Consider the following 12,262-nt stretch of genomic DNA (forward strand, 5'->3'; position numbering starts at 1 on the left):
ACCCGTGACCCCCCTGCCCGACCCGCTCCTCGACCTGGCCCGTGCGCTCGGCCTCGGCTTGGCCGAACTGGCCGGACTGGACGAGGAGAGTGACCTGTTCGAGCTCGGACTGGACTCGCTCACCGTGATCCGGCTCACCGGGCAATGGCGCAAGGCCGGCCTGGACGTCGGTTTCGCCGAACTGGTCGAGGACCCGACCCCGGCCGGCTGGCGTCGAGCCCTGGATGCTGCCTCCACGTTGACGCAGGCCCTGTCCGCGCCCGCACCGAGCGACGAAACACCGGTAGAACTGGCCACGTTGCAACACGCCTACTGGGTCGGCCGCCAGGACGGACAGCCATTCGGTGGAGTGGCCGCACACTTCTACGTCGAGCTGGACGGCCATGGAGTGGATCCGGACCGGCTGCGTGGTGCACTACGGCGTATCGTCTCCCGCCACGCCATGTTGCGGCTGCGCATCACCCCGGAGGGCCGGCAGTGGACCGCCCCGGACGCGACCGCCGATCAGGCCGACATCACCGTGCACGATCTGCGGGCCCAGCAACCGCACCAGCTGCGGCTCACACTGGAGCAGGCCCGTGAGCACCTGACCCATCGGCGGATGGATGTGGACAGCGGGCAGGTTCTGGACCTGCAGCTGAGTCTGCTGCCTCACGGCGCCACCCGGTTGCACATCGATCTGGACATGATCGCCGCCGACGCCCTGAGCCTGCGGGTGCTGGTGGCCGACCTGGCGCGCGCCTACGCCGACCCCGGCTGGAATGAACCCGAACCGGAATCAAGCTATCGATCTTACCTTTTGGCGCCGGAGGACGAGCGACGGGGAACGGACCGCCTCTGGTGGTCCGAACGAGCTGCCGATCTGCCCGCAGCTCCGCAGCTTCCATTGCTGCCTGATGCCGGCGCCCCTGGAAAAGCGGCCCGCAGTGCTCGTCTGCATCACTGGGCCTCACCGTCCACCACCGCGGCACTGGGTCGGGCTGCCGCCGCCCACGGCGTCACCGTGGCCGCCACTCTGGCCACGGCTTTCGCCGAAAGCATCGGCGCCTGGTGCGAGCAGCCACAGTTCCTGCTGAACCTTCCGCTGTTCAACCGGCGGCCGATCGTGCCCGACGTGGAGAGCCTGCTGGGTGACTTCTCCTCCTCCGTGCTGCTACCGGTGGATGTCTCGGGACGGGTCAATTTCGCCGAGCGGGCCTCGCGGGTGCGGGTCGATCTGCATGCCGCCATTGCCCACGGCAGTTACGGCGGTGTGGAGGTCTTGCGGGACCTGGCCCGGATACGCGGTGGCACGGTATTGGCGCCGGTGGTCTACACCAGCGCGGTGGGCATGGGTGAGATTTACGGCCCTGGCGTGCGGGAGTGTTTCGGCTCTCCGGTGTGGACGGTCTCGCAGGGTCCTCAGGTGTGGCTGGACGCACAGGTCACCGAGCATGAGGGTGGGCTGCTGCTGAACTGGGACGTGCGCCTTGACGTCCTGCGTGAACCTGCGGCACGGGCGGCCTTCGACGCCTACCGGAATCTGGTGACGGCGCTGGCCGAAGATCCCGGCGCCTGGCAGCGGCCGGGCAGGCCCGCGCTGCCGCAGGTACAGGTGCAGGCCCGGAGAGAACTGGACGCGACCGACCGCCGTCACCCGCCGCGCCTGCTGCAGGCCGGATTCCTGGAGCAGGTCCGACGCGATCCGCATTGGCCCGCAGTCGTGTTCGGCCAGCAGGTGCTCAGTTATACCGGGCTGTTCGACTTGGCCCGGAACACTGCTCACGTGCTCCTTCAGGCCGGGGCCGCTCCCGGCGACAGCGTCGTCATCACTCTCCCCAAGGGGCCTGAGCAGGTGGTCGCTGCCATCGGTGTGCTGCTGGCCGGGTGCACCTACGTGCCGGTGGGTATTGATCAGCCCGCCGCCCGGCGTCACCGGATCCACCAGGCTTCCGGAGCCAAGCTGGCACTGACCGACCTGGAGCACCAGGCAGCCGTCGAAGGGGCCGGTGCACAGGGGCTGCTGGTCTTCGCGCAGGCGCACGCCGGGCAGCCGGTGGGTCTGCCTGACCCGCGCCCGGAGGACATTGCGTACGTCCTGTTCACCTCCGGCTCCACCGGGGAACCCAAGGGCGTGGAGATCTCGCACGCCGCGGCCGCCAACACGATCGACGCCCTCAACGAGCGCTTCGGCATCGGCCCGGACGACCGTGTGCTGACGGTTTCGGCCCTGGAGTTCGACCTGTCGGTGTACGACGTGTTCGGAATTCTGTCGGCCGGTGGCACCCTGGTAGTCGTGCCGCAGGAGCACCGGGCCGACCCCCTCGCCTGGCACGCAGCGGTGCTGCGCCACGGGGTGACGGTCTGGAACACCGTGCCCCCCATCTTCGACCTGTTGCTGCGCACCGCCGAGGCCACCGCGAAGCCGGGATTGCCGCTGCGCAGTGTCCTACTCGGTGGAGATCGCGTGAGCGGTGACCTGCCCGGCCGCTTACACGCGCTGGCCCCACAGGCGCGCTTCGCCGCTCTGGGTGGTATGACGGAGGCGGCCATCCACTCCACCGTCTTCGAGGTGCGAGCCGGCGATGCCGTCGACCCTGCCGATCCCAGCCTCCCCTGGGGCCTGCCGTTGGACGGGATGGCCTGCCGGGTGGTGGACGGGGACGGGAGAGACCGGCCCGATGACGTGGTCGGCGAGTTGTGGATGGGCGGCGCGGGGCTGGCCCGTGGGTACCGGGGCGACCTCGGCCGCACGGCCGAACGCTTCGTTCAGGACGGGCTGCGCCGGTGGTACCGGACCGGCGACTTGGCCGTGGTCCGGCCCGGCGGCGGTCTGGAGTTCGCGGGCCGGGCCGATCACCAGGTGAAGATCAGTGGGCACCGGATCGAGCTGGGTGAGATCGAGGCCGCGCTTACGGCCCATCCGCGGGTGCAGGACGCCTGCGTTCAGGCCGTCCAGACAGTCGGTACCGGGGCTGGGGTCCAGCTAGCCGGGTTGGTGGTGCTTCGCGAGCCGGACGAGCACCTTCCCGATCTGGCTGCTTGGCTCACCGATCAGTTGCCTGCCCACATGCGCTGCTCCTGGTTCGTGGCCGCAGCGTCCATCCCGCTGACCGGCAACGGAAAGATCGACCGCACCGCCGTCCGGAACCGCCTGCTGAAAGCCCCTCCCGGCAACACTTCTCATGCTTCCGACGGCGAGCCACCACGCACAGCGGTTGAGCAGGCGGTCGCCGTTACCTGGCAGAAGCTCTTGGGCGTTGCGCAGGTCTCCCGCGAAGACGACTTCTTCGCCCTGGGAGGCGACTCCCTGCTGGCCACCCGCCTGCTCGTCGCGCTCAACCAAGCCGGCGTGCGCGGCGCCACCCTCGGCGCCGTCTTCGCCCATCCCACGCTCGCCGGTTTGTGCGCCGGTCTGAGCCTGGGCAGCGCCGCTACCGCTCAGCCTCCGGAGTTGCTCACCAGCGCCCCCGCACAGCGCCACGCCCCCTTCCCGCTCACCGACGTCCAACGCGCCTACCTCATTGGACGCAACCCCGAGCTCCCGTTGGGAGGCGTGGGCACCTGGCAGTACAACGAGTTCGACGGCGTCGATGTCGATCTGGAGCGGCTGCAGAGCGCCTGGGACACCGTTTGGGCGCGTCACGACATGCTGCGCGCCGTGATCCGCGGCGGGCACCAAGTCATCCCCGAGTACCCGGCCGAGGTGAAGATCGCCGTTCATGACGTTCCGGCCGGGACCGACCCGACCCCCGCACTGGAGCACCTGCGGGCCACGATGTCCCACCGCGTCGTCGATCTCGCCGAGGGCCCTCTGGTGGAGATCGGCGTGGTCCGGTACCGGCAGGATGGTCGGGTCCGCACCCGGATGGGCATCGGTTACGACTACATCGTGCTCGACGCCCTGTCGATCATGCGCGTCCTGACCGAACTGGACCTGCTCTATACCAACCCTGAGACGGAACTGCCCCCGGTGGGGCCTTCCTTTCGGGACTACGTCCTGGCGCACCACGGTCATGACCCCAACCCGGAGCATGTCCAGCACTGGGAGAACCGGCTGGCGCACCTGCCGCCCGCACCGGCTCTGCCGCTGATCGCCACTCCGGCCGAAATCTCCGCGCCCACGTTCGAGCGCCGCCAGCACCTGCTGGCGCCCGATACCTGGCAGGCACTGCAAGAGCGGGCCCGAACCATACGAGTCACGGTGCCCTCGGTCCTGTTCGCCGCCTACGGTGAAGTCCTGGCCCATTGGAGCGGGAGCAGTGGTGTGACCGTCACGCTGACCCGTTTCGAGCGTCGTCCGGTTCATCCGCAGATCGACCTCGCTGTCGGAGACTTCACGTCCCTGGCCCCGGCCGGTTACGAGCGTGCGGCGATGACCACGTTCACCGAGGCGGTGCGCGCGGTTCACCGCCGCACCGGAGAAGACCTCGACCACAGCGACGTGCCGGCCTCCTGGCTGCTGCGACGGCTGGCCACCGCCAGCGGCGAAGGGCAGCCCGTTCCGGTGGTCTTCACCAGTGCCGTGGGTGTGGGCGAACAGGTGACGATGGACCGCTCCCCCGGCTTCCCTCAGCCGGTCTGGGGTCTCTCGCAGTCGCCGCAGGTGTGTCTGGACAACCAGGTACTGCCGGCCCGAGGTGGGCTGCAGGTGACATGGGACTCCGCCCAGGGCCTGCTGTCCCAGGAAACCCTGGATGACATGTTCCAGGCCTACCTGCAGCTGCTGACCTGGCTGGCCGACAACGACTGGGACGCCGCTCTGCCCGACCTGCTGCCCCCTCGCCAACGTCAAGTGCGCAAGCGTGTTTCGGCCACCGGCGACGGCGGCCCACCGGCCACTCTGCTGACGCCCATCCTGCACCAGGCCGCTGTCCGCCCCAACGACCCGGCGCTGGTGGCCGCCGACGAACCGAACGCCCCCACCACGTCCTTCAGTGAACTTCAGCACGGTATCGAGCGCTGGGCCGGACTTCTGGACCAGGCGGGCGTGCAGCCCGGCGACCTGGTGGCCGTAAGCCTGCCCAAGGGCCGTTCCCAGGTGATCGCTGCGCTGGGTGTCATCGCGGCGGGGGCCGCCTACGTCCCGGTCAGCCGGTCCGCGCCCGCCGTACGCCGCGAACAACTCCTTTCCCGAACGCCTTACGTGATCACAGACACCGAGGAGGGGGTGCCTGACCGCACGATCCGGCTGAATCCGGTCCACCTGTCCTCCGCCCTGAGCAGGCCAGCTGTGCAGGCGGCACCGGACGATCTGGCGTACGTGATCTTCACGTCCGGTTCCACCGGTGAGCCCAAGGGCGTGCAGATCACCCACGACGCGGCCGCGAACACCTGCCGGGACATCGCCACCCGCTACCAAGTCACCCCCGAAGACCGTGTTCTGGGGTTGTCCGCCCTGGAGTTCGACCTGTCGGTGTTCGACATCTTCGGCGTGCTGGGCGCCGGCGGCACGCTGGTCCTGCCCGGCGAGCAGGAACGCCGTGACCCGGCCCACTGGCTCCAGCAGGTCCGCACGCACCGGGTCACCCTCTGGAACACCGTCCCCGCGCTGCTGGACCTTGTTCTGTCCGAAGCAGGCACCGAGGGCCTGCCGTCGTCCTTGCGCCTGGCCCTGGTCTCCGGAGACTGGGTGGGCCTGGACCTGTCGGCCCGTTTGAGCCAGGCCACCGGCGGCAAGGGACATCTGGTGGCCCTGGGCGGCGCGACCGAGGCCGCCATCTGGTCCAACGCCTATGACGTGGCCCAGGTGCCACAGCACTGGACGTCCATCCCCTACGGATTCGCCTTGTCGGGCCAGCGTTACCGGGTGGTGGACCCAGGCGGGCGGGATGCCCCGGACGGCGTTGCGGGCGAGCTCTGGATCGGAGGGCGAGGGGTGGCTCGAGGTTATCTCGGTGATCCGTCGCGCACGGCACAGCGATTTGTGGACGTAGACGGTGAGCGTTGGTATCGCACCGGGGACCTGGGTCGGTTCTGGGCGGACGGGACGCTGGAGTTCCTCGGCCGCACCGACCACCAGGTCAAGATCAACGGACACCGGCTGGAACTGGGCGAGGTGGAGGCCGCGCTGGAGAACCTGCCCAGTGTGGCCCGCGCGGTCGTCGTAGCCCCGGGGCCGCGCAATCGACGCACGTTGCACGCCGTCCTGGAATCCGCCGAAGGCGATGCACAGGCGGTCCGCAGGGCTCTGCAGGCCGTACTGCCGGCCCATGCCGTCCCCTCACGCATCAGTTTCGTGCACCAGCTGCCGCTGACGGCCAACGGGAAGGTCGACCGAGGCGCGCTCCTGGCCGCGGCTGAAACAACCGACAACGAACAGGGCACGACCGGCCGTGCCCTGCTGGAGACCGAGACCGCCCTGAGTCCACTCTGGGCCGAGGCGACCGGAAACCTTCAGGTTGATCCGGATCTGGGTTTCTTCGCCGCCGGCGGTGACAGTCTGGCTGCTCTGCGGCTGGTGGCTGCGGTCCGGGACCGTTTCCGGGTCCCGATCTCGGCGCGGGACCTGTTCGTCACCCCGACCCTGGCGGCGTTGGCCCAGCATGTCGACGCGGCACGCGCCGACATGGACGAGGGCGCTCTGTAAATGAGGATGAGGGCCGGCGACTGTGCACCGGCCCTCATCCCCACAGTTTCACGACTGAAAACGAATAGCTCCCGAAGGACATGCCTTCACTGCGCCGTCAACTCCCCCGCCACCGGCATCGACCACCTCGGTCACCGGCCGCACCAGGCCCGTCTCCTCGTCCTGCTCGAAGTGCCCGGGCGCCCACCGCACACACTGCCCGGCGCCGATGCACCTGTTCTCATCCACGACGACCCGCATGGTCCTCTTCCCCTTCTACAGCTTCTCCAGCATCCAGAACTCGCTTTCTCCCAGGCGTTCCATCGACAGGCCCGCCTGCCTGGCCTCATCGGCGAGGTCTCGTGGATCCGGGTGCTGGTAGAGGTGCTCGGCGGTGTTCTCCTCCAGCACTCGCTCGCCGTCCAGGACCAGGTAGCTCATCCGCCAGCGCATCAGCTCGCCCTGCACGGGCCATGCCTCCCCGATGCACCGGTAGGTCAGCTGCCCGACCACGGCTGCGGTGAACTCGAACGGCTCGACGCGCTGCGGGTGTTGGGGAGCCTGCAGATCCAGCAGCACCGACCCGCCCACGGGCAGCCTGGATGCAAGTTCGGCCAACAACGCTGCTCGCTCGCCCGGGTCGAAATGCCTCAGCGTTCCCAGCATCGCCGCACCCCCGATCCGCGCTGGCAGGGTCGCGGAGAAGAAGTCTTCTGGCCGCACGGTGACTCGTGCGTGCCAGTGCGGGTGGGCCGCCACCCGGGCCAGGGCCAGCGAACGCATTGCCTGACTGGGCTCCAGCGCCAGCACCTCGGCCTCAGGCACCCGCTCGAGAATCCGCCAGAATCAGACCCGAGCCCGCACCGATGTCCAGGACCGGGCCCGCCTGAGGCCGTAAGTGCGGCAGCCAGGCCTGCACGGCCCTCCGCTGAGCCACCCTGGCAGCAGCGTTGACCAGGTCGTAGGCGGCTGCGGTGGGCGCATACGCATCGGCGACCGGGCCTGACTGGCTGGGCATCACAGACATCTCCGTACGACTGGGCAGTCCCGTCACGGTGGGCACGAGCTCTCGACTACACAGTAACTTATCGGGAATGATTCTCATTCGCTCACCGGCATCGCCCCACCTCGCCCCTCGGCGGTACAGTTCGACACATTGCAAACTGCTTATATGGACGATGGAGTGACTGCGGTGCAGGCGGAACCGGGGCTGGCCGAGGCTGCTCAGCTGTTCAAGATCCTGGGCAACGAGTCCCGGCTGTGGCTTCTGCGTCTGATCGGGGCCCGACCCTGCACCGTCGGTGAATTGGCTGAGCAGACCCAGATGTCCCAGCCCCTGGTCTCCCAGCCTCTGCGCTCGCTGCGCCAGGGCGGGCTGGTCAGTGCGGTTCGCCACGGCAAAGAGGTGACGTATGCCATCACCAATACCCACGTCACCCATGTCGTGACCGACGCGCTCGCCCACGTCCTGGAAGAGCCGGCACAGGGATCTCACTGACAACGCATGGGAGGCCCTTCGTCCCGACACGAGCCGGGCGCACGATCAGCTGGTCGCCCGCCTGCCAGCATGAAATCCCTGCCCCTTGAGCAGTCCTCCGCCGTACAGACCGCGGCCACAGCGGTAGAGCGCCGCTACCCAGAACCTGCCGGTTCGTCGGCCTGATGATCATCGCCGGTGTCGTCGCCCTGGCGCTGGGCCGTTTCTGGCTAGCGGACTGGGGTCAGAGCCATCCGGCCGCCCGGGCCTGGGTCACCGCGCTCGTCTCCATCACCCTGCAGTCACTGCCCTTTCTGCTGTTGGGCGTCACCTTGGGCGCAGTGATCAGTGTGCTGGTCCCGGCCCGGTGACTGACCTCGCTGAGTGGCCAGGTGGTGGTGTCGGTGATCGTGCTGGCGCTGCTGGCCGTTGCGGTCGCGATCTGTTCGGAGACGGATGTTTTCGTGGCCGCTTCCTTCACCCAGTTCTCTTCCACCGCGATGCTGGCGTTCATGGTGGTGGGCCGATGGTGGATGTGAAATAGGGCTGACCGACCTGCACCTGCGTTACGTGCAGCCGTTCATGCGCCCGGCCTTGCTGATCACCGGCGCCGCCCTGGTCCTGCTCGGGTTCGGGGACTTGATCTGGGGTCTGCGCCAGGGCGCCCAGGACGAAGAGCACGGCCAGGCACCTCGCACCACCTGGCTGCTCCTGCTGCCCGTCCTGTGTGTGTGGGGGCCCTGGCCGTCTCGGCCCTGGACACCCGCAGCCAGAAGCAAGTCGAGTCCGGCTTCGCATCCCTTCCGGAAGGGACGGTGCCGGACCTGACCTTGGGCGGCTTCACCGCGCGGGCCTACTGGGCGAGTCGGCCCCAGTGGAAGGTCGCACGGTGCGCCTGCTCGGCTTCGTGTCCCAACCCGGGGCGAAGGATGGCATCTGACCCGCATGACCATGCGGTGCTGCGCGGCCGACGCCGCCGCGATCCGAGTCCTGATCACCGGCCAGGACGCGCCCTCGATCGGTCAATGGGTGACAGTCGAGGGCACCTTGGCGCCCTATGACTCCTTGGTCCAGATCGGCAGCCATCCCCCTCGCCTGCAGGCCACGCGAGCGACCCCGGCCGCCGTCCCCCGCAACCCCTACGAGTGACCCGAGCTGCGGCTCAGTGCTCGTCGTAGTGGTCGGCGTGCACGAAGTGCCGGTGACCGTCGTGAATGTAGTCAACGTGGTCGTCGTGCTCGACCGCTTCGTGTCCACAGTCGCTACCGTGCGCGTGATCGGAGGTGCTGTGCTCGGCCACCGACTCGTGCTCGTCGTGCGTGGCGTGCCGGTGCGTGCCATGAAGGTAGTCCGTGTGGTCGCCGTGCTGAACGGCCTCGTGACCACAGTCGGCGCCGTGCTGGTGCTCGGCGATGGTGTGCTCGGCGTGCGTGTCGACGCTCATCCGGCTTCCTCTCAATGGGGGATGCAACTCCCGGGTGAAGGACCCGAGCGAGAACTGTTCACCAGACACATGCAGTTATTGCAATATGAACATGCATCGGGCACCGCGCCGACAGCGCCTGACTCCCCTTCGCCAAGGAGCCCGCTACTCTGCCCTCACCCGCGCCGCCTCGCTGCCAGTGGCGTTCTGATACTTGCCGCCCGTAGTTACGCGCCCTCCGCGAAAAAGGCGTCCGCCGAGACCGACTCCCGGAACTGGAGGCCGTCGCTGCGACATAGAATGAACGCCCCCCGCAAGGCCCTGGCATGGGCCGCCCCGGCCGAAGAACTTGCTCGGCAGCTATACTCGATTCAGTCAGGCGGTGTTGCTACGACTCCTTGAACCTAAGCAATACACGTCCACGAAATTCGCCAAGCACTGCCGGAAGAATAAGATCCCCCGATCGCTCGGGCGAACCGGCATCTGCTTCGACAATGCTGTCTCAGAATCGACGTTCGCGACCTACAAGAAGGAATTGGTCCATACGCGTCCTTGGTGGGATCTGGCGGAGCTGAAAGAGGCCACCATCGACTGGATCGAAACTACTTCAACGTGATTCGCCGGCACTCCACCCTCAGCTACTTGACGCCGAGGGAGTACGACCTGGGATTCAGGGAAATCAGCCAACTGGCAGCCTAATCCGGTGTCCAGAAGAGCGGGAACCCTCCAGATCGCCGACACCGCTGTGAGCGCCGACGCCAGCCTGGGCGAGCGTGAAGAAGGCGGCTACGGCCTCGCCGTAGCGCTGCACGTCGAGATGAGCAGCGTCGATCAGCAGACGGCCTAGGCGCTCGTCGAGGCAGTCCACCAGGTCTGCCCGTACTCCAACGCAACTCGCGGCAACACCGAGGTTTCGCTGAACACTGTCATCGCCTGACCCGGGCTCCAGCCGCCCCCGGTCAGACTGCCACTGAGGGCGGCCGATTCCCTGGTCACCACGCAGAACTGTTCTCCGTTCCGGCAGCGCCGCTGATGGTCACCCAGCTTTCCCGCCTGTCTGTACACGTCGCACCCGGGGCGCATGGCATGGGATTGCTTCCTCGGATTCGAAAGGGGCGCCTGAGAGCTGAGAGGCCGAGGACTTGCCTTTAGTACCCTTGCTACGAACTGCTTTCCATCATGAATAATCATGAACAGGAGACGCTCTTCGACCTGCCCCCGACACTGACCACTCCAGACGGATTAGCCGGCGGTGCGCTCGCTGACTGGAGCACCCGCGGTTCCGCACGTCGTGGTCAGCCGCGATGGATCACTCAAAGCATTCACCAAGTAACATGTTTCGCGTTCTATGGTCGTGTTTCCACGACCGAGTATCAAGATCCCCAGTCGTCCAAGGGGTGGCAGTACGACAGCGCCAGGGATCTCATCGGCGACGCGGGACAGATCGTGGCCGAATACTTCGACGTCGGGTGCTCCCGTCGACTGGCTTGGTCGGACCGACCACAAGCACGTCGGCTCTTGGAGAGGCTGAGCCACCCGGACCGAAACTTCGACGCCATCGTGATCGGCGAGGCAGAACGCGCCTTCTGCGCTGGGCAACTGTCATCGATGTCCTCCCTGTTCACCGAGCACGGGATCCGCATCTGGCTGCCGGAACTGAACGGCCCCCTGGAGACCAACAATCCCATTCATCAAGCGGTAATCCTGGAATTGGGAGCCAGATCTCGGCGGGAAGTGCTACGGGCCAGGTTTCGCACCACAGCCGCGATGCGCACGCAGACAAGGGAGCAAGGGCGCTATCTGGGTGGACGACCACCCTACGGCTACCGGCTTGTCGACGCCGGTCCACATCCGAACCGAGCCCATGCCCGTTGGGGACGACGACTGCGGAAACTCGATCCCGACACCCGGACAGCCCCGACGGTGGCCCGGATCTTCCGCGAACGCCTCACCGGCCGTAGCGTCAGCAGCATCGCCAGACAGCTGAACGAGGCAGGCATTTCCTGCCCCTCAGCCGCCGACACTCAGCGCAACCCCCACCGTCCTGGCAACGCCTGGACCGACACGGCCGTCGCCACCATCTTGGCCAACCCCCGCTACACCGGCCACCAGGTCTGGAACCGTCAGGGCTCTCAGCACATCCCAGTCAACGCTTCGATCCCCGACGGAACCGTTCGCGAGTCCGGGCGCCGGCGCGTCCAGCGCTGGAACGACCCGCAAGACTGGGTCATCTCCATCCGGGCTGCGCACCCCGCACTGGTCAGCCCCGAAGACTTCCTTGCCGTTCAAGGCATGCACACCGAACGCTCCAATGACACCAGCAACAGATCCCGAACGTACCGGCTGGCAAGCCTCGTGCGCTGCAACAACTGCCTGCGGAAAATGGACTCGCACTGGGTCCACGGACGTCCCGGCTACCGCTGCCGCCATGGCCACCGCAGCTCCCGCCCCACCCAGAGCGGAACCGACAGTACCCTCTACCTTCGCGAGGACGAACTACTCGATCGGCTCCTGACCGGACAACTGCTCCCCACCCACGTCACAGATCCACAGGGCACGGCCCATCACCTCAGACAGCACCAGCTGACGATCCAGTGCGATCACACCACGCTGCTACTGACCGGCCCCGGACAGACATCGTGAACTGAACCCCCACACCGCCAAAGCACGAAGCGGGCTCGGAGCCCGCCCCGTCTGTCAGGGTGAGTTGAGGCCAGCGGCTCAGAACAACCCTTTCCCTTGACGGGGCGAGATCCGGAAGTCCTGCGTTGAGTGTCGATGTGTCTGGGCCGGTGGCCCAGGATGGTTCCATGAG

General features: G+C 67.4%; 11 protein-coding genes. 7 read left to right on the plus strand and 4 right to left on the minus strand.

Going from position 1 to position 12,262, the window contains the following annotated elements:
* The first annotated feature begins 4 nt into the window (after positions 1–4).
* Positions 5–6,568 (plus strand): non-ribosomal peptide synthetase, encoded by a 6,564-nt coding sequence (locus tag QSK05_RS28075; RefSeq protein ID WP_285600364.1) that lies wholly within the window; start codon positions 5–7, stop codon positions 6,566–6,568.
* 48 nt (positions 6,569–6,616) lie between these two features.
* Here QSK05_RS28075 and QSK05_RS28080 read toward each other — a convergent pair whose 3' ends face one another.
* Genes QSK05_RS28080 through QSK05_RS28090 form a run of 3 tightly spaced genes read right to left on the minus strand, consistent with a single transcriptional unit; the run spans position 6,617 to position 7,565 of the window.
* Positions 6,617–6,808: a ferredoxin gene (locus QSK05_RS28080; RefSeq protein WP_285600365.1), complete on the minus strand. Its 192-nt coding sequence runs from the start codon at positions 6,806–6,808 to the stop codon at positions 6,617–6,619.
* Positions 6,809–6,823: 15 nt separating this feature from the next.
* Positions 6,824–7,372, minus strand: coding sequence for a class I SAM-dependent methyltransferase (locus QSK05_RS28085; RefSeq protein ID WP_285600366.1), 549 nt, complete (start codon positions 7,370–7,372; stop codon positions 6,824–6,826).
* The gene (locus tag QSK05_RS28090; protein WP_285600367.1) at positions 7,365–7,565 is read right to left on the minus strand and encodes a hypothetical protein; all 201 of its coding nucleotides are present in this window, start codon (positions 7,563–7,565) and stop codon (positions 7,365–7,367) included. Before QSK05_RS28090 ends, QSK05_RS28085 begins: the two co-directional genes overlap by 8 nt.
* A 153-nt stretch (positions 7,566–7,718) precedes the next feature.
* On the opposite strand from QSK05_RS28090, the gene QSK05_RS28095 reads away from it, so the two are divergent.
* The 4 genes from QSK05_RS28095 to QSK05_RS28110 all read left to right on the plus strand — a co-directional run bounded on the left by QSK05_RS28095 (position 7,719) and on the right by QSK05_RS28110 (position 9,173).
* Positions 7,719–8,045, plus strand: a complete 327-nt coding sequence (locus QSK05_RS28095) for an ArsR/SmtB family transcription factor (RefSeq protein WP_285600368.1) — start codon at positions 7,719–7,721, stop codon at positions 8,043–8,045.
* Between the two features lie 164 nt (positions 8,046–8,209).
* A complete protein-coding gene (locus QSK05_RS28100) occupies positions 8,210–8,395 on the plus strand; it encodes a hypothetical protein (RefSeq protein WP_285600369.1) in 186 nt (61 codons plus the stop codon).
* A gap of 33 nt (positions 8,396–8,428) precedes the next feature.
* A complete protein-coding gene (locus QSK05_RS28105; RefSeq protein WP_285600370.1) occupies positions 8,429–8,563 on the plus strand; it encodes a hypothetical protein in 135 nt (44 codons plus the stop codon).
* A gap of 406 nt (positions 8,564–8,969) precedes the next feature.
* Positions 8,970–9,173 (plus strand): TIGR03943 family putative permease subunit, encoded by a 204-nt coding sequence (locus tag QSK05_RS28110; RefSeq protein ID WP_285600371.1) that lies wholly within the window; start codon positions 8,970–8,972, stop codon positions 9,171–9,173.
* Between the two features lie 13 nt (positions 9,174–9,186).
* On the opposite strand, the gene QSK05_RS28115 is transcribed toward QSK05_RS28110, so the two are convergent.
* Positions 9,187–9,468: a hypothetical protein gene (locus QSK05_RS28115; RefSeq protein WP_285600372.1), complete on the minus strand. Its 282-nt coding sequence runs from the start codon at positions 9,466–9,468 to the stop codon at positions 9,187–9,189.
* Between the two features lie 682 nt (positions 9,469–10,150).
* Between QSK05_RS28115 and QSK05_RS28120 the strand changes: the two genes are divergently transcribed.
* Positions 10,151–10,294 carry a hypothetical protein gene (locus QSK05_RS28120; RefSeq protein WP_285600373.1) on the plus strand — a complete coding sequence of 48 codons (144 nt, stop codon included), beginning with the start codon at positions 10,151–10,153 and terminating at the stop codon, positions 10,292–10,294.
* Between the two features lie 332 nt (positions 10,295–10,626).
* Positions 10,627–12,090, plus strand: a complete 1,464-nt coding sequence (locus QSK05_RS28125; protein WP_285600374.1) for a recombinase family protein — start codon at positions 10,627–10,629, stop codon at positions 12,088–12,090.
* Positions 12,091–12,262 lie beyond the last annotated feature (172 nt).

It is taken from the genome of Kineosporia sp. NBRC 101731 (assembly GCF_030269305.1).
Classification (GTDB): Bacteria; Actinomycetota; Actinomycetes; order Actinomycetales; family Kineosporiaceae; genus Kineosporia.

Excerpts from the sequence above, each read along its gene's own strand:
- QSK05_RS28095 (WP_285600368.1), top strand. The coding sequence starts at position 7,719 with ATGGACGATGGAGTGACTGCGGTGCAGGCGGAACCGGGGCTGGCCGAG.
- QSK05_RS28090 (WP_285600367.1), bottom strand. The coding sequence starts at position 7,565 with ATGCCCAGCCAGTCAGGCCCGGTCGCCGATGCGTATGCGCCCACCGCA.
- QSK05_RS28115 (WP_285600372.1), bottom strand. The coding sequence starts at position 9,468 with ATGAGCGTCGACACGCACGCCGAGCACACCATCGCCGAGCACCAGCAC.
- QSK05_RS28100 (WP_285600369.1), top strand. The coding sequence starts at position 8,210 with ATGATCATCGCCGGTGTCGTCGCCCTGGCGCTGGGCCGTTTCTGGCTA.
- QSK05_RS28080 (WP_285600365.1), bottom strand. The coding sequence starts at position 6,808 with ATGCGGGTCGTCGTGGATGAGAACAGGTGCATCGGCGCCGGGCAGTGT.
- QSK05_RS28110 (WP_285600371.1), top strand. The coding sequence starts at position 8,970 with ATGACCATGCGGTGCTGCGCGGCCGACGCCGCCGCGATCCGAGTCCTG.
- QSK05_RS28125 (WP_285600374.1), top strand. The coding sequence starts at position 10,627 with ATGAATAATCATGAACAGGAGACGCTCTTCGACCTGCCCCCGACACTG.